This is a genomic window from Pseudomonas sp. TTU2014-080ASC, from assembly GCF_001446935.1.
GTDB lineage: Bacteria > Pseudomonadota > Gammaproteobacteria > Pseudomonadales > Pseudomonadaceae > Aquipseudomonas.
In genome coordinates, this window is sequence record NZ_LKKK01000011.1 from 790,853 (window position 1) to 808,045 (window position 17,193).

15 protein-coding genes are annotated in these 17,193 nt (G+C 55.2%); 4 read left to right on the forward strand and 11 right to left on the reverse strand.

The window, feature by feature from the left end; translation table 11 throughout:
• Positions 1-10 precede the first annotated feature (10 nt).
• The 6 genes from purB to AO726_RS14100 all read right to left on the reverse strand — a co-directional run bounded on the left by purB (position 11) and on the right by AO726_RS14100 (position 6,880).
• The gene (gene purB / locus AO726_RS14075; protein WP_058068688.1) at positions 11-1,381 is read right to left on the reverse strand and encodes an adenylosuccinate lyase; all 1,371 of its coding nucleotides are present in this window, start codon (positions 1,379-1,381) and stop codon (positions 11-13) included.
• A gap of 77 nt (positions 1,382-1,458) precedes the next feature.
• Positions 1,459-2,328 carry a DMT family transporter gene (locus AO726_RS14080; protein ID WP_058068689.1) on the reverse strand — a complete coding sequence of 290 codons (870 nt, stop codon included), beginning with the start codon at positions 2,326-2,328 and terminating at the stop codon, positions 1,459-1,461.
• A gap of 2 nt (positions 2,329-2,330) precedes the next feature.
• The gene (hflD, locus tag AO726_RS14085) at positions 2,331-2,951 is read right to left on the reverse strand and encodes a high frequency lysogenization protein HflD (protein WP_058068690.1); all 621 of its coding nucleotides are present in this window, start codon (positions 2,949-2,951) and stop codon (positions 2,331-2,333) included.
• Positions 2,948-4,066 (reverse strand): tRNA 2-thiouridine(34) synthase MnmA, encoded by a 1,119-nt coding sequence (gene mnmA, locus AO726_RS14090; RefSeq protein WP_058068691.1) that lies wholly within the window; start codon positions 4,064-4,066, stop codon positions 2,948-2,950. Before mnmA ends, hflD begins: the two co-directional genes overlap by 4 nt.
• A 71-nt stretch (positions 4,067-4,137) precedes the next feature.
• Positions 4,138-4,578 carry an NUDIX hydrolase gene (locus AO726_RS14095; RefSeq protein WP_058068692.1) on the reverse strand — a complete coding sequence of 147 codons (441 nt, stop codon included), beginning with the start codon at positions 4,576-4,578 and terminating at the stop codon, positions 4,138-4,140.
• Between the two features lie 76 nt (positions 4,579-4,654).
• Positions 4,655-6,880, reverse strand: coding sequence for an NADP-dependent isocitrate dehydrogenase (locus AO726_RS14100; RefSeq protein WP_058068693.1), 2,226 nt, complete (start codon positions 6,878-6,880; stop codon positions 4,655-4,657).
• A gap of 367 nt (positions 6,881-7,247) precedes the next feature.
• Here AO726_RS14100 and icd point away from each other — a divergent pair, with 367 nt between their 5' ends.
• A complete protein-coding gene (gene icd, locus AO726_RS14105; protein ID WP_058068694.1) occupies positions 7,248-8,504 on the forward strand; it encodes an NADP-dependent isocitrate dehydrogenase in 1,257 nt (418 codons plus the stop codon).
• Between the two features lie 59 nt (positions 8,505-8,563).
• Here the strand turns inward: icd and cspD are convergent, their stop codons facing one another.
• A complete protein-coding gene (cspD, locus tag AO726_RS14110) occupies positions 8,564-8,809 on the reverse strand; it encodes a cold shock domain-containing protein CspD (RefSeq protein WP_058068846.1) in 246 nt (81 codons plus the stop codon).
• A gap of 229 nt (positions 8,810-9,038) precedes the next feature.
• On the opposite strand from cspD, the gene clpS reads away from it, so the two are divergent.
• Together clpS and clpA are read left to right on the forward strand one after the other, a co-directional pair.
• Positions 9,039-9,401 (forward strand): ATP-dependent Clp protease adapter ClpS, encoded by a 363-nt coding sequence (gene clpS, locus AO726_RS14115; RefSeq protein WP_058068695.1) that lies wholly within the window; start codon positions 9,039-9,041, stop codon positions 9,399-9,401.
• A 28-nt stretch (positions 9,402-9,429) separates the two neighbouring features.
• Positions 9,430-11,700 carry an ATP-dependent Clp protease ATP-binding subunit ClpA gene (clpA, locus tag AO726_RS14120; RefSeq protein ID WP_058068696.1) on the forward strand — a complete coding sequence of 757 codons (2,271 nt, stop codon included), beginning with the start codon at positions 9,430-9,432 and terminating at the stop codon, positions 11,698-11,700.
• 89 nt (positions 11,701-11,789) lie between these two features.
• Here the strand turns inward: clpA and infA are convergent, their stop codons facing one another.
• The 4 genes from infA to trxB form a co-directional block, all read right to left on the reverse strand.
• The gene (gene infA, locus AO726_RS14125) at positions 11,790-12,008 is read right to left on the reverse strand and encodes a translation initiation factor IF-1 (RefSeq protein ID WP_002553999.1); all 219 of its coding nucleotides are present in this window, start codon (positions 12,006-12,008) and stop codon (positions 11,790-11,792) included.
• A 99-nt stretch (positions 12,009-12,107) separates the two neighbouring features.
• Complete coding sequence (locus tag AO726_RS14130) at positions 12,108-12,815, reverse strand: arginyltransferase (protein ID WP_058068697.1); 708 nt, start codon at positions 12,813-12,815, stop codon at positions 12,108-12,110.
• Positions 12,816-12,869: 54 nt separating this feature from the next.
• Entirely contained in the window at positions 12,870-13,550 is a 681-nt protein-coding gene (gene aat, locus AO726_RS14135) for a leucyl/phenylalanyl-tRNA--protein transferase (RefSeq protein WP_058068698.1), read from the reverse strand.
• A 50-nt stretch (positions 13,551-13,600) separates the two neighbouring features.
• On the reverse strand, positions 13,601-14,551 hold the full coding sequence (trxB, locus tag AO726_RS14140) for a thioredoxin-disulfide reductase (protein ID WP_058068699.1): 951 nt from the start codon (positions 14,549-14,551) through the stop codon (positions 13,601-13,603).
• A 231-nt stretch (positions 14,552-14,782) separates the two neighbouring features.
• Between trxB and ftsK the strand changes: the two genes are divergently transcribed.
• The gene (ftsK, locus tag AO726_RS14145; RefSeq protein ID WP_082629136.1) at positions 14,783-17,188 is read left to right on the forward strand and encodes a DNA translocase FtsK; all 2,406 of its coding nucleotides are present in this window, start codon (positions 14,783-14,785) and stop codon (positions 17,186-17,188) included.
• The last annotated feature ends 5 nt before the right edge of the window (positions 17,189-17,193 follow it).

The following is a 17,193-nucleotide window of genomic DNA, read 5'->3' on the forward strand; positions in this document are numbered from 1 at the left end:
GGCTGCAGCCTTAGATGCGCTTGGCCTGCGCAACAGCGTTGCCGATGTAGCTGGCGGGCGTCAGTTGCTTGAGTTCGGCTTTAGCGGCTTCAGGCATTTCCAGGCCGTCGATGAAGCTCAGCAGAGCCTCTGGGCTGATGCCTTTGCCACGAGTCAGCTCCTTGAGCTTCTCGTAGGGGTTTTCGATGGCGTAGCGGCGCATAACGGTCTGGATCGGCTCGGCGAGCACTTCCCAGCAGGCGTCGAGGTCTTCAGCAATGCGCTGAGCATTGAGCTCAAGCTTGCTGATGCCTTTGAGACTGGCCTCGTATGCGATAACACTGTGAGCTAGGCCTACGCCTAGGTTGCGCAGTACGGTGGAGTCGGTCAGGTCGCGCTGCCAGCGGGAAATTGGCAGTTTGCTGGCCAAGTGCTGCAGCAGGGCGTTGGCGATGCCGAGGTTGCCTTCGGAGTTTTCGAAGTCAATCGGGTTGACCTTGTGCGGCATGGTCGAGGAGCCGATTTCACCTGCGATGGTCTTCTGCTTGAAGTAGCCGAGGGAAATGTAGCCCCACACGTCGCGGTCGAAGTCGATCAGGATCGTGTTAAAGCGGGCGATGGCGTCAAACAGCTCGGCGATGTAGTCGTGCGGTTCGATCTGCGTGGTGTACGGGTTCCACTGCAGGCCCAGGTCCTGTTCGATGAATTCGCGGGCGTTGGCTTCCCAGTCGATCTGCGGATAGGCAGACAGGTGAGCGTTGTAGTTGCCGACCGCGCCGTTGATCTTGCCCAGCAGCGGAACGGCTGCAACCTGAGCGATCTGGCGCTCAAGACGGTAAACCACGTTGGCCAGCTCTTTGCCCAGAGTGGTTGGCGAAGCAGGCTGGCCGTGGGTACGGGACAGCATCGGCACATCAGCGAATTTGACTGCCAGATCACGGATGGCCTGGGCAGTCTGGCGCATCAGCGGCAACAGAACTTCATCACGGCCAGCGCGCAGCATCAGCGCGTGGGACAAGTTATTGATGTCCTCACTGGTGCAAGCGAAATGGATGAATTCGCTGACGGCATTGAGCTCAGGCAGTTTGGCAGCCTGCTCTTTGAGCAGGTATTCCACGGCTTTTACGTCGTGGTTAGTGGTGCGCTCGATTTCTTTAACGCGCTCAGCGTGCTCGATGGAGAAGTCGTCCACCAGTTGGTTGAGCACTGCCTGGGCTTCGGCAGAGAAAGGGGCAACCTCGGCAACGCCTGTGTGTGCGGCAAGGCGCTGAAGCCAGCGGACCTCTACCAGAACGCGGAAACGGATCAGACCGAATTCGCTGAAAATTGGGCGCAGAGCGCTGGTTTTGCCGGCATAGCGGCCATCAACAGGGGAAACCGCGGTGAGCGAGGAAAGCTGCATGGGAGGCGTTCTCGGACAATCGGCCATAGAAAAGGGCGCATATTGTACATGAATTCATAGCCCGTGGCCGGTTTGGCTTAAGCCGTTTGGCTGAGTTTGCTGCGACGAATTGACAGCAGGCTAGCGCTGAAAATGAGGCCGGCACCTATTAAAGATGTGATATCAGGTGTTTCACTCCAGCGCAGCCAGGCGATTACACCTGCAAACACGATGGCTACATACGACACCGGGCCGATCAAGCCGGGAGGGGCCAGGCTATAGGCTTTAGACATGATCAGTTGGCTGGTCGTAGCAAGCACACCGATTAGCAATAGCAGGCTCAGAGTGTGTGAATCTAGAGGCTGCCATGACCAGCTCAAGGGGACTGCGGATATCAAGGCGCTGAACAGGGCGAAATAGAAGACGATTCTGGAAACAGGTTCGGTGTCGCTCATCTCGCGGATCGAAACAAATGCGAAGGCTGCGAGCATGCTGGCGGCCAACCCGACCAGTGCCTGACTGTCGAAGATGGCTGAGGAGGGTTTGGCTACCAGCATCACTCCGAGAAAGCCGATCAGGCTTGTTACGACCATTCGCCGCGTTATCGGCTCTTTTAGCCACAGGTAAGCGAAGAGTGGGGTAAAGACCGGCGCTGCGTAGGTAAACAGCATGGCATCCGCCAGAGGCAGATTGGCCAGAGCATAAAAGAAGCAGTACATGCCGCCCAGGCCGAAGAATGTCCGCCACAGGTGCGACTTGAGGCGGCGGGTTTTCAAGGCTGCGAAGCCTTTGACCAAAACCAAGGGAATGAAAAACACGACGCCGACCAGATTCCGGGCGAAGACCACGGTTTCATTGTTGGCGCTGTCTGAGACCTCGCGTATGCCGACGCCCATCAGGGCAAACAGCAGGGCTGACAGTGCCAACAACGCTGCGCCCTTGCCGGGCCTGGTCGCGCGTGGGCTCATACTTAGCCGCGCAGTAGTGGGTAGAGTTCTTTCAGCAGTTTGTTGCGGCTGAACACCATCTGCCATCGGCTGCCGCCCAGTTGCCGCCACAGGCGTGCCGAGCGAATGCCGGCGAGCAGCAGGGCGCGGATCATTGCGGCATTGTGTGGTTGCTGTAGATGACGCATGTCACCCTGAACTTGGATGCGCTGGCGGAAGGTGCTGATGGTGTCCTGATAAAGACCACCGCAGTTGGCGATCACGTTCTCGTGGGCAGGCCCAAACATTTCCACCTGTTGCTTGACTTGATCAAGGCGAGTGCCCATTAGCTCCAGTAGATCACCGCGTTTGTTGAGTTGGCGCTCCAGCGTCAGCAGTGCCAGTGTGTAGCGCAGCGGCGCGCGTTGCAGGCTGGCTGGATCGCGCTCCAGTGCGCCGACTAGCGCCCGGTAGCCATCTCGCAGGTACAGATCATCGCCGCCGTAAACATCTAGGGTGCTTTCAGGGTCGCGGACCAGCAGGCTGTTGATCAGACAGGTGACGGCAGGCTCATTGACCTGACCGCTACGTGCCAGTTTGTCGACCATGTAAGCGGACTGAAATACAGCCCCGAGGGCTATCAGCTGATCGCGAATCTGGCTCATGCAGTTTGATTCCGGTCGTACCAAGGTTCAGCTGTTTCGATAACGCCTCCGCCCAGGCAAACGTCTCCGTCGTAGAACACCACGGACTGGCCGGGGGTGACGGCGCGCTGTGGCTCATCAAAGGTTGCGCGGTAGCCAGTCTGGGTTTTCTCAAGCGTGCAAGCCTGATCCTGCTGGCGGTAGCGAACTTTTGCGGTCAGCATTTTCGGGCTGCTGAGTTCTACGGGGTTGACCCAGTATATTTCCGAAGCCAGCAGTGAGCGGCTGAACAGCCAGGGGTGATCGTTGCCTTGGCCAACTATGAGTACATTGCGCTCCAAGTCTTTGTGCAGTACGTACCAAGGTTCGTCACTGGCGTCTTTCATGCCGCCAATCCCCAAGCCCTGACGTTGACCGATGGTGTGGTACATCAGGCCATGATGGCGGCCGATGATTTCACCTTTGGTGGTTTCGATATTGCCGGGCTGGGCAGGTAGGTACTGCTTGAGGAAGTCGCTGAAACGACGTTCTCCGATAAAGCAGATGCCGGTTGAGTCTTTCTTTTTTGCGGTGGCGAGTTGGTACATCTCCGCAATGGCGCGGACTTCCGGTTTTTCCAGTTCGCCAACCGGGAACAGGGTTTTGGCCAGCTGCTCGCCGCCAACTGCGTGCAGGAAGTAGCTTTGATCCTTGTTTGGGTCGAGGCCTTTGAGCAGCTGGGTCTGCCCGTCGATGTCGCGGCGGCGCACGTAGTGGCCGGTGGCGATCAGGTCGGCACCTAGCGATAAGGCGTAATCAAGGAAGGCTTTGAACTTGATTTCACGGTTGCAGAGGATGTCCGGGTTGGGGGTGCGTCCGGCTTTGTATTCGGCCAGAAAGTGTTCGAACACATTGTCCCAATACTCGGCTGCGAAGTTGGCGGTGTGTAGCTTGATGCCGATTTTGTCGCAGACCGCCTGAGCATCGGCCAAGTCATCCATGGCTGTGCAGTATTCGGTGCCGTCGTCTTCATCCCAGTTCTTCATGAACAGGCCTTCGACCTGATATCCCTGTTCCAGAAGGAGGAGGGCAGAAACGGACGAGTCGACTCCGCCGGACATGCCGACGATCACGCGTTGAGTGCTAGGTGCTTGCATAAAGGTCTGTGAGTGAAGCCTGAAAGCCGGTCAGTCTACCAGAAACCGTCGCGATGGCATCTGGCATGCGCTCAGTCGCGCACCAGCTCGAGAGGGCCAGTTGAGCCGCGTAGATAGTCATCGATGCAGCGGATGATCAACTCACTACGGCAGCGCTCGGCTTGGGTTACAAGTTCGTCTCGGCTGAGCCATAGGGTGCGGTTGATCCCTTCGTCCAGCTGCCGGTGCGGGTCATGCTGGAGGGCTTTGGCTGTAAAACAGACACGCTGGTAAGTCACGCCATTACTCGGTGCGGTATACAGGTAAATGCCGAGGAAACCAGTCAGTTCGACATCCCAGCCAGTTTCTTCGAGGGTCTCGCGAATGGCGGCTTGGCGCAGTGTTTCATTGGCTTCGAGGTGGCCGGCCGGCTGGTTGAGCACAAGGCGGCCTGCTTTTAGCTCTTCGACCAGAAGAAATGTGCCATCGCGTTCAACAACAGTGGCAACGGTAATGTGTGGGGTCCAGTCCATGTTTACTCTCGCAAGCAGGATTTCATATACAAAAACCCCGGCACTGGGCCGGGGCTTCTGCTGTATGGCTTAAGCGTTACTTCAGGGCTGCCAGTGCAGCATTGAAGGTGGCGCTCGGGCGCATTACCTGGCTGGTTTTCTCCGGGTTGGAGCGGTAGTAGCCGCCGATGTCGGCTGGTTTGCCTTGTACGGCAGCCAGTTCGGCAACGATGGTGGCTTCTTGCTCGGTCAGGGTCTTGGCCAGTGGAGTGAACTGAGCTTTCAGTTCGGCGTTTTCGTCCTGAGCGGCCAGAGCCTGTGCCCAGTACAGCGCCAAGTAGAAGTGGCTGCCACGGTTGTCCAGCTCGCCGACTTTGCGGGCTGGCGACTTGTTATTGTCGAGCAGCTTGCCGGTCGCTTCGTCCAGGGTCTTGCCGAGGATTTTGGCTTTGTCGTTGCCAGTTTTGATGCCTGTTTCTTCCAGGGATACAGCCAGGGCCAGGAATTCACCCAGTGAGTCCCAGCGCAGGTAGTTTTCTTCTACCAGCTGCTGAACGTGCTTAGGTGCGGAGCCGCCTGCGCCAGTTTCGTACATGCCGCCACCGGCCATCAGAGGCACGATAGAGAGCATTTTGGCGGAGGTGCCCAGTTCCATGATCGGGAACAGGTCGGTCAGGTAGTCGCGCAGTACGTTGCCGGTCACGGAAATGGTGTCCAGGCCACGGATCATACGCTCCATGGATACACGAATGGCTTCGTTGTAGCCCATCATGCGGATATCCAGACCTGTCAGGTCGTGATCTTTGAGATACAGCTCAACCTTCTTCTGCAGTTCGCGGTCGTGAGCGCGCTCTGGGTCCAGCCAGAAGATGGCCGGGGTGTTGGATTGACGGGCGCGGTTGACGGCCAGTTTCACCCAGTCACGGATCGGGGCATCTTTGGTCTGGCAAGCGCGCCAGATGTCGCCAGCCTCAACTTCGTGCTGCATCAGTACGGTGCCATCAGCCAGAACAACGCGCATGGTGCCGTCGGCACTCATTTCGAAGGTCTTGTCGTGAGAGCCGTACTCTTCGGCTTTCTGCGCCATCAGGCCAACGTTCGGTACGCTGCCCATGGTGGTTGGGTCAAATGCGCCGTTGGTTTTGCAGAAGTTGATCATTTCCTGGTAGATGCGGGCGTAAGTGCTTTCCGGCATTACCGCTTTGGTGTCTTTCTGCTTACCGTCTTTACCCCACATCTGGCCGGAGTTACGGATCATGGCCGGCATGGAGGCGTCAACGATAACGTCGCTCGGGATGTGCAGGTTGGTGATGCCTTTGACGGAGTCAACCATCGCCATTTCCGGGCGCTCGCTGTAGCAGGCGTGCAGGTCCTGGAGGATTTCTTCCTGCTGGGAGGCTGGCAGGACTTTGATCTTGTCGTAGACGCTGCTGATGCCGTTGTTCGGGTTCACGCCCAGCTCTTCAAAGAGCTTGCCGTGTTTCTCGAACGCGCTCTTGTAGTACACGCTTACTGCGTGACCAAACACGATCGGGTGAGAAACTTTCATCATGGTCGCCTTGACGTGCAGGGACCACATAACGCCAGTTTCTTTACAGTCTTGCAGGGTGCGCTCAAAGAAGTCGCGCAGTTTGCGGCAGCTCATGAACATGCTGTCGATAACTTCGCCTTCTTGCAGAGCCAGTTCTTTTTTGACTTCGACTTTGCCGTCTTTGCTGACGAACTCGATGCGAACGTCACCAGCTTTGTCCATGGTGATGGATTGTTCGCTGGAGAAGAAGTCGCCACCGCGCATGTAGTCGGCGTGGGATTGCGAAGCCATGCTCCACTTGCCCATTGAGTGTGGGTGCTTGCGGGCGTAGGCCTTTACCGCAGCCGGGGCGCGGCGATCAGAGTTACCTTCGCGCAGAACCGGGTTTACCGCGCTGCCCAGAATTTTAGCGTAACGGGCGCGAATTTCTTTTTCGGCGTCAGTCTGCGGGTCTTCGGGGAAGTTCGGGATGTCGTAACCCAGTGCTTGCAGCTCGGCGATGGCGCCTTTGAGCTGAGGTACGGAAGCGCTGATGTTAGGGAGTTTGATGATGTTGGCTTCTGGCTGGGTGGCCAGAACGGCCAGCTTGGCCAGGTCGTCTTCTACGCGTTTTTCGGCGGGCAGCTGGTCGGCAAATGCTGCCAGGATGCGGCCTGCAAGCGAAATGTCGCTGGTTTCTACGGAAATGTCTGCCGATGCGGCGAAGGCTTCAACAATTGGTAGAAGCGAGTAGGTGGCAAGGGCTGGAGCTTCGTCGGTGAAGGTGTAAACAATCTTCGAAGGGGTGGACATGTACGGTTAACTCTCTTCTTAGCTGTGCGTGCACAGAAACTCGACGGCGCTGGTAAGCACAGAGGTCTGCGGGTAGCAGTAACACACATCGAGGACTCGCCGCGGTGATGATGGATGCACCAGTAGAGGGTCGAGCATTTCGAACAGATGAACCATGATATTGGCCAGCTGTTACAAGAGGCCGGAGTCTCGTGCGAGACGGTGGCCCCTTATGACTTGTTAGTCATGAGCGGGAGTATACCACTGCGGTGGCATGTCGCAGAGTGTTCTTGTAAAAGAGATATGATTCTATGGTCGTAGGGGGCAGATTTCGCTACTCTCGGTGGCGAGATTGCTGTTTTTAACAACAACGAAAACGGAGTCCAGCATGGGATACCAAAAGATCCAGGTGCCTGCCACCGGTGACAAAATCACCGTTAATGATGATTCATCCCTGAATGTGCCCAACAATCCCATCATTCCTTATATCGAAGGTGATGGCATTGGTGTTGATATCAGTCCTGTCATGATTAGCGTCGTGGATGCTGCTGTTGAAAAGGCTTACGGTGGCCAGCGCAAAATCTCTTGGATGGAGGTGTACGCAGGTGAGAAGGCCACGCAGGTTTACGATGCAGACACGTGGCTGCCTCAGGAAACACTGGATGCAGTAAAAGATTACGTGGTGTCCATCAAGGGCCCGCTGACCACTCCGGTCGGTGGAGGAATCCGATCGTTGAACGTTGCGCTGCGTCAGCAGCTTGACCTCTATGTGTGTCTGCGCCCAGTGCGCTGGTTTGAAGGGGTCCCGAGCCCGGTCAAGAAACCGGGTGATGTCGATATGACAATCTTCCGCGAAAACTCTGAGGATATTTACGCGGGTATCGAGTGGAAGGCTGGCTCGCCTGAGGCTAATAAAGTCATTAAGTTCCTTAAAGAGGAAATGGGTGTTACCAAGATCCGTTTTGATGAGGATTGCGGTATCGGCGTCAAGCCAGTTTCGAAGGCTGGCACTAAGCGTCTGGCGCGCAAGGCGCTGCAGTATGCCGTTGATAACAACCGCTCTTCGCTGACCATCGTGCATAAAGGCAACATCATGAAGTTCACCGAGGGTGCCTTCAAGGAGTGGGCCTATGAGGTTGCGGCTGAGGAATTTGGGGCAACGCTGCTGGATGGCGGTCCTTGGATGCAGTTCAAAAACCCGAAGACTGGGAAGAACATCATCGTCAAAGATGCTATCGCTGATGCAATGCTTCAGCAGATCCTATTGCGTCCAGCTGAATATGACGTGATCGCAACGCTAAACCTTAATGGAGACTACCTCTCCGATGCCCTTGCTGCCGAAGTGGGCGGTATTGGCATTGCGCCGGGGGCTAACCTGTCTGACACCGTTGCTATGTTTGAGGCGACACACGGCACCGCGCCGAAGTACGCGGGTAAGGATCAGGTCAATCCGGGATCATTGATTCTCTCAGCAGAGATGATGCTGCGTCATATGGGCTGGGTGGAGGCTGCTGATCTGATTATTAAAGGCATGAATGGCGCAATCGCTGCCAAAACCGTGACCTACGACTTCGAGCGTTTAATGGAAGGCGCGACTCTGCTGTCCAGCTCGGCATTCGGGGAGGCGGTTGTCTCACATATGTAAGGGGCAAAAAATAAGGCCGGTCATTGACCGGCCTTTTTATTTCAAATCGGAGTGACGAACTACGCTTCCCCTTGGCTAGGGTCCGCTTGTTCGGCAGCTGCGCTTGGGGCACTGATATTAACTGCGTGGAGCCCCTTGGGACCCTGAATAATATCAAAGCTCACAGGCTGTCCAGCCTTGAGCGTTTTGTAGCCATCCATCTGAATGGCGGAGTAGTGGGCGAACAGGTCCTCATCTCGACCATCGGCCAGGATGAACCCATAGCCTTTGGCGTTGTTGAACCACTTGACCTTACCGCTAACCATGCTGATATCCCTCTGCAAGGACTCCATCACTGGAGTATCATCCACTTCTGTTTCGCACTTTGCCGGACGGACCGGTCAATCTTGCGAAGCACCTTAATACCCCAAACGGGTATTCATTGTTTGTAACATCCTTTGGCCGATAGTCAAGGCAGTGCCTTGAATGGTTTTGACGCCGATCAAGCTCCGTCTATCCCTTCAGTCAATTTGTCTATCAATGAAACTATCCAGCATGCATGAAGACCGCGAGATTCGACTAACATTCAATCAGGATCGCTCTGAAGAGCATGAAGACGACAGTTTTGGCGTTGCAATTCAAGAGTCAAAACCTGCTCTTCAGAAACCTCCAATGTATAAAGTGATCTTGTTAAATGATGACTACACCCCCATGGATTTTGTGGTGGAGGTGCTGGAGGTGTTTTTTAACCTGAATCGTGAGTTGGCAACTAAGATCATGCTCACTGTCCATACGGAAGGTAGGGCAGTTTGCGGGTTATATACTCGGGATATAGCTGAAACCAAAGCGATGCAAGTGAATCAATATGCGAGAGAGAGCCAGCATCCGCTACTCTGTGAAATAGAGAAGGACGGTTAAGTCCGGCCACGTGGCATGAGGTGAAGCTATGCTAAATCGAGAGCTCGAAGTCACCCTCAATCTGGCTTTCAAGGAGGCCCGGAACAAGCGTCATGAGTTCATGACGGTAGAGCATCTGCTGCTTGCTCTGTTGGATAATGAGGCTGCCGCCAGCGTTCTTCGCGCCTGTGGTGCGAATCTGGACAAGCTGCGCAATGATCTTCAGGAGTTTATTGACTCCACTACTCCTTTAATCCCTCAACATGATGAAGACCGCGAAACTCAGCCGACGCTGGGCTTCCAAAGGGTGCTTCAGCGCGCCGTTTTTCATGTTCAGAGTTCTGGTAAGCGCGAAGTAACCGGAGCAAATGTGCTGGTCGCGATTTTCAGCGAACAGGAAAGCCAGGCTGTGTTCCTGCTTAAGCAGCAGAACATTGCGCGTATTGATGTCGTCAACTTCATTGCACACGGAATTTCCAAGGTGCCCGGCCAAGATGCTCAGGGCGAGCATGATCAGGATGTGCAGGATGATGAGGGGGGCGAAACCAGTACTTCAGGCAATCCTCTGGATGCCTATGCCAGTAACCTGAATGAGCTGGCCCGCCAGGGACGAATTGATCCGTTGGTGGGGCGTGAGCACGAGGTTGAGCGGGTTGCGCAGATTTTGGCGCGTCGCCGCAAGAATAACCCGCTTTTGGTGGGTGAGGCGGGGGTTGGCAAGACTGCCATCGCTGAGGGTCTGGCTAAGCGTATCGTCGATAACCTTGTTCCTGATCTGTTGGCAGGCAGTGTGGTTTACTCCCTCGACTTGGGGGCGCTTCTGGCTGGTACAAAGTACCGCGGCGATTTTGAAAAGAGACTGAAGGCGTTGCTTAACGAGTTGCGTAAGCGCCCGAATGCAATCCTCTTTATCGATGAAATTCACACCATTATTGGGGCTGGTGCAGCATCTGGTGGTGTTATGGATGCCTCCAATTTGCTCAAGCCAATGCTGTCGTCGGGTGAAATCCGCTGTATTGGTTCGACTACTTTTCAGGAGTTCCGTGGCATTTTTGAGAAAGACCGCGCGTTGGCGCGTCGTTTCCAGAAAGTCGATGTTGTTGAGCCGTCCGTCGAGGACACTATCGGCATCCTGCGTGGACTAAAAGGTCGTTTCGAGCAGCATCACAATATCGAATACACCGATGAGGCTTTGCGTTCTGCTGCGGAGCTGGCGGCGCGTTATATCAATGACCGACACATGCCTGATAAGGCAATTGATGTGATTGATGAGGCGGGTGCTTATCAACGCCTACAGCCTCAGGAGAAGCGGGCGCAGCGTATTGACGTGCCTGAGGTAGAGGATATCGTGGCAAAAATCGCCCGAATCCCGCCTAAGCATGTCAGCAGTTCCGATAAGGAGTTGCTGCGTAACCTTGAGCGTGACCTGAAATTGACGGTATTTGGTCAGGATGCTGCCATCGACTCACTGTCGACAGCGATCAAGTTGTCCCGTGCGGGTCTGAAAGCGCCTGATAAGCCGGTTGGTTCGTTCCTGTTTGCCGGTCCGACCGGGGTTGGTAAGACAGAGGCTGCGCGTCAGCTTTCCAAGGCGCTTGGGGTTGAGCTGATTCGCTTCGATATGTCGGAGTACATGGAGCGTCACACTGTGTCGCGTCTGATCGGTGCGCCACCTGGATATGTCGGCTTTGACCAGGGCGGCTTGTTGACTGAGGCGATTACCAAGACACCTCATTGTGTGCTGTTGCTTGATGAGATTGAGAAGGCTCATCCAGAAGTCTTCAACCTGCTGCTGCAGGTTATGGATCATGGCACGCTGACGGATAACAACGGTCGTAAAGCGGATTTCCGCAACGTGATCATCATCATGACGACTAACGCAGGTGCCGAGACAGCGTCGCGGGCGTCGATTGGCTTTACGTATCAGGATCACTCATCTGACGCGATGGAAGTCATTAAGAAGAGCTTTACGCCCGAGTTCCGCAACCGTCTGGATACCATCATTCAGTTTGGTCGCCTCAGTCATGAGGTCATCAAGAGCATCGTCGACAAGTTCCTCACTGAGCTGCAGGCTCAGCTGGAAGATAAGCACGTTACTCTGGAGGTCAGTGAAGCAGCACGTAGCTGGCTGGCAGAGAGCGGTTACGATGTTCAGATGGGTGCGCGTCCGATGGCGCGTCTGATTCAGGACAAGATCAAGCGTCCGTTGGCTGAGGAAATACTCTTTGGAGAGTTGTCCGACCATGGTGGTGTGGTTCATGTCGATATCGACAATGGCGAGCTGACGTTTGAGTTTGAGACGACTGCAGAGCTGGCTTGATTCTGGTTTTCAGGCACACAAAAACGCCCGGCAATGTCGGGCGTTTTTCTTGGCAAGTGCTATGGCCGAGGAGCAAGGCTCCGGGGCTATTAGCGGGCGCGGTAGGTAATGCGACCCTTGCTCAAGTCGTAAGGTGTCAGCTCAACGCGAACCTTATCACCCGTCAGAATGCGGATGTAATTTTTGCGCATCTTCCCAGAGATGTGCGCAGTAACGACATGCCCATTTTCCAACTCCACGCGAAACATGGTGTTAGGCAGGGTGTCGACGACAGTACCTTCCATTTCGAAGCTGTCTTCTTTCGACATGCAGTAAAGCCCTCGGTATCCAGATAATGGCCCGGTGCAACTGGCCCCAGGCAAAGCGGCGTGCATTGTGCCCGAAAAGTGGTCTTTGCGCCAAGGGCTTCAGTTAAGAGATACCCAGCGTTGGTTGATAAACAGCTCAATGGGGCGGTATTGAGTCTTGTAATTCATCTTGCGGCAGTTCTTGATCCAGTAACCCAGGTAGACAGCTTCGAGGTGCTGGCGTGCACACTCGGTTATCTGCCAGAGGATGGCGTAGCGGCCAAGGCTGCGCTGTTCTTCATCTGGATCGTAGAAGGTGTAAACCGCTGATAGACCGTTTGGCAGGACATCGGTGACTGCAACCGCGAGCAGTCGGCCGTTGAGGCGAAATTCATAGAAGTGCGAGAAGCTCAGGTCGCGAACCAAAAAGGTGGTGAATTGTTCTCGGTTAGGCGGATACATGTCTCCGTCAGAGTGACGCAGTTCAATGTAGCGGGCGTAAAGCTCGTAATATTCCTCTTTGAATGAGGGGCGGGCCTTGGTTACGGTCAGATCTTGATTGCGTTTGAAGATACGCCGCTGCTGACGATTAGGCGTGAAGCGATCCGTCGGTATGCGCGCCGGGACGCATGCCGTGCAGCGTTGGCAGTGTGGGCGGTAGAGGTGGTCGCCACTGCGGCGGAAGCCCAGCTCTGAAAGCTCGGCATAGACCCCTGCATCCATTGGCTGACTGGGGTCGAGGAACAGGGTGGTTGCCTGTTCGTCGGGCAGGTAGCTACATGGGTGGGGTTGTGTCGCGTAAAACTTCAGCCGGGCCAGCTCGGTCATGTTCGGTTCTCGACGTAGGCTTGGCTTAAGTGTATGCCAGCCTTGCTAGCTCGCCTAGGCGAGCCAGTCAGCCTTGTTAGGCTGGTCAAGATGTTTATGTAGGTAGTCAGCAAACTCGCTACGGCTAATGCTGTGTGCGCCAAGGCTGATCAGGTGCTGAGTCGGCATTTGGCAGTCTATAAGGACAAAACCCCATTCCTGCAGATGTTGCGTCAATGTCACAAAGCCGATTTTGGATGCGTTATCGACTCGGCTGAACATGGACTCGCCAAAGAATAGCTGGCCCATCGCCAGTCCATAAAGGCCGCCGACAAGTTGGTCCTCTTTCCAGACTTCAACGGAATGGGCAATGCCGCGTTCATGCAGAGTAATGTAGGCATCCTGCATTTCGCGGGTGATCCAGGTTTCATTGGCATAGCTGCGCGGTGCCGCACAGGCGTGGATCACCTGTGTGAATGCTTCATCGAAACTGACGCGGTAGCGACCTTGCCTGAGTAGTTTGGCCATGCTGCGCGAGACATGCAGTTGATTTGGCAATAAAACCGTTCGTGGATCGGGAGACCACCAAAGAATAGGCTGGCCATCCTGATACCAGGGGAAGCAACCGTGGCGATAGGCTTGAATCAGTCGCTCAGGGCTGAGATCGCCGCCAGCCGCTAACAATCCGTTTGGATTGCGCAGGGCCTTGGAGAGTGGGGGGAAATCGAATGAGTCGCGTTGCAGCCACGTCAGCATGGGCTTGGCCGGAGTAGGGCAGGGCGGATTTGGTATCCGCCCTGCGTGGATCAATTGTGGTCCAGGTATTTTTCTACATCGAGGGCTGCCATGCAGCCCGCGCCGGCCGAGGTAATGGCCTGGCGGTAGACGTGATCAGCCACGTCACCAGCAGCAAAAACGCCTTCAATATTGGTAGCTGTGGCGTTGCCTTCATTGCCGCCTTTGACCACGAGATAGCCATCGCGCATTTCCAGCTGGCCTTGGAATAGGTCAGTGTTCGGCTTGTGACCGATAGCAATGAACACGCCAGCGAGCGGTAAGTCAGTGGTATTGCCGGTTTGGGTGCACTTCAGTCGCGCACCGGTAACACCAGTGTTGTCACCAAGCACCTCGTCCAGCTCATGATTCCAGTGCAGGACGATATTGCCGTTGGCGGCTTTGTCGAAGATTTTGTCCTGGAGAATTTTCTCGGAGCGCAACTTGTCGCGACGGTGAACCAAGTGAACTTCTTTGGCGATATTGGACAGATACAGTGCTTCTTCAACAGCCGTATTGCCGCCGCCGATCACGGCTACAACTTGGTTGCGATAGAAGAAACCATCGCAGGTTGCGCAGGCGGAAACGCCTTTGCCGGAGAAGGCTTCTTCAGAGGGCAGTCCCAGGTACTGAGCAGACGCACCAGTGGCGATGATCAGCGCATCGCAGGTGTAGGTGCCGCTGTCACCCTTAAGAGTGAACGGGCGGGATTGCAACTCAGCGGTATGAATATGGTCGTAGATGATCTCGGTTTCAAAGCGTTCAGCGTGTTTTTGCATGCGCTCCATCAGTGCCGGGCCGGTCAGACCTTCAACGTCACCGGGCCAGTTATCGACCTCAGTGGTAGTGGTCAATTGGCCGCCAGGCTGCATGCCGGTGATAATGACCGGCTTGAGGTTTGCGCGAGCAGCATAAACGGCAGCGCTGTAACCGGCAGGTCCGGAGCCCAGGATAATCAAGCGTGTGTGCTTGACGTCACTCATAAAAACACCTCATAAGCCTTTGTCACAAAAGAAAATGCATGCTCAAATTGGGCAGCACGGACGACATTGGTGATTATGCTACACCGAAGTAGTGTACGGCGGGAGTCAGGTACAGATGCTCAGGCAGCAATTTATAGTGTGCCGGTGACTGCCTGGCTAAAATCGTACAATCGCTGCATATTTCGCCATTAATTACTCATTCGGCACCTTTGGTGCAGGAACAGATGCGTTTTGAAGAAATCTAGCTCAACTCCCAAAGCTCTCCCGATCTGGCGTCAGCAATTGCCTTCGCGTTTGAAAGAAGGCGCGCTGATTGGTCTGGGAGCGCTCTGCCTTTATATGTGGATGGCGCTGCTGACATACGATGCAGGCGATCCGGGTTGGACTCACACAAGTACGGTTGATCAGGTGCACAACGCAGCAGGGCGTGCTGGTGCCTGGATGGCTGACATCCTGTTTATGGTTCTGGGCTATTTCGCCTACGTGTTCCCGCTGTTGCTGATGATCAAGACTATTCAGGTATTCAAAACCCGGCATCAACCATGGCAGTGGAGTGGTTGGCTGTTTTCCTGGCGCATGATTGGCTTGGTGATTCTGGTGCTGGCGGGCGCAGCGCTTGCAGATATCCACTTCACTGCTGGGCAGGGGCTGCCCGCATCGGCTGGTGGAGCCGTCGGTGAGAGTATTGGTCAGTTTGGTATCAACGCCCTGAACGTGCAGGGCAGCACGTTGTTGTTTATCGCGCTGTTCCTCTTTGGCCTCACTATTTTTGTGGACCTCTCCTGGTTCAAGGTTATGGACCTGACCGGAAAGATCACACTCGACTTGATTGAGTTGATTCAGGGGCTGGCCAACCGCTGGTGGAGTGCTCGTCTTGAGCGCAAACAGCTGGTGGCTCAATTGCGTGAAGTCGATGAGCGCGTTTCTGAAGTGGCGGCTCCGGTGATTCCAGATCGTCGTGAGCAGGCCAAGGTCAAGGAACGCCTGATTGAGCGCGAGGAGTCGCTGAACAAGCACATGACTGAGAGGGTCAATCGCCCAGCTCCGGTGATTGCCGCACCTGAGGCTCCGAAAGCGCCTGAGCCCAGTAAGCGTGTTCTGAAAGAGAAGCAGGTCAGTCTGTTTGAAGACAGTGCCTTGGCTGGCACTTTGCCGCCAATTTCGCTGCTCGATAAAGCTGAAAAGATCCAGAAGAGTTATTCGCCGGAGTCTCTTGAGGGCATGAGTCGCCTTCTGGAGATCAAACTCAAGGAGTTTGGGGTTGAGGTTCAGGTTGAGTCTGTTCATCCGGGGCCAGTGATTACCCGCTTTGAAATCCAGCCTGCTGCTGGGGTTAAGGTCAGTCGTATCTCCAACTTGGCTAAGGATTTGGCGCGTTCGCTGGCGGTGATCAGTGTTCGGGTTGTTGAGGTGATTCCTGGCAAGACCACTGTGGGTATCGAAATTCCCAACGAAGATCGGCAGATCGTGCGTTTCTCTGAGGTGCTGTCTTCAACGGAGTACGACGAAGCTAAATCGCCAGTAACCCTGGCGCTTGGTCATGACATCGGCGGTAAGCCCGTTATCACTGACTTGGCGCGTATGCCACACTTGCTCGTTGCCGGTACAACCGGTTCCGGTAAGTCGGTGGGTGTGAACGCCATGATCCTGTCGATCCTGTTCAAGTCGACGCCGGAAGAGGCACGGTTGATCATGATCGACCCGAAAATGCTTGAACTGTCCATCTACGAAGGCATTCCGCATCTGCTCTGTCCGGTTGTGACAGACATGAAAGAAGCAGCCAACTCTCTGCGCTGGTCGGTGGCTGAGATGGAGCGCCGTTACAAGCTCATGTCCAAACTCGGCGTGCGTAACCTGGCGGGCTTTAACCGCAAGGTTAAGGATGCGATCGAGGCCGGCGAGCCGCTGCCTGATCCGCTGTACAAGCGTGAAAGCATGGAAGATGAAGCGCCACTGCTCAAACCGTTGCCTACTATTGTGGTAATTGTCGACGAATTCGCCGACATGATGATGATTGTGGGCAAAAAGGTTGAAGAGCTGATCGCCCGTATCGCGCAGAAGGCCCGTGCGGCGGGTATCCACTTGATTCTTGCCACGCAGCGACCTTCGGTGGACGTGATTACCGGTTTGATCAAGGCCAACATCCCGACCCGTATGGCCTTCCAGGTTTCCAGCAAGATCGACTCGCGGACCATTCTGGATCAGGGCGGTGCGGAGCAACTGCTGGGACATGGTGACATGCTGTACATGCCGCCGGGCACGGGCTTGCCGATTCGTGTGCACGGTGCTTTCGTCTCTGATGACGAGGTTCACCGTGTGGTTGAGGCCTGGAAGCAACGTGGCGCGCCGGATTACATCGAGGACATTCTCTCAGGTGGTGAAGAGGCAGGCAGCGGCTTTGAAGGCGGTGGTGAAGGTGGCGGAGAGGGAAGCGAAGAAGACCCTCTGTACGATGAGGCCGTGCGTTTTGTGACCGAAAGCCGTCGTGCGTCCATTTCCGCTGTGCAGCGCAAGCTTAAAATTGGCTACAACCGTGCAGCTCGAATGATTGAAGCCATGGAAATGGCTGGCGTTGTAACCTCAATGAACACTAATGGCTCGCGCGAAGTCATCGCGCCGAGCCCGGTCCGAGACTAAAAAGG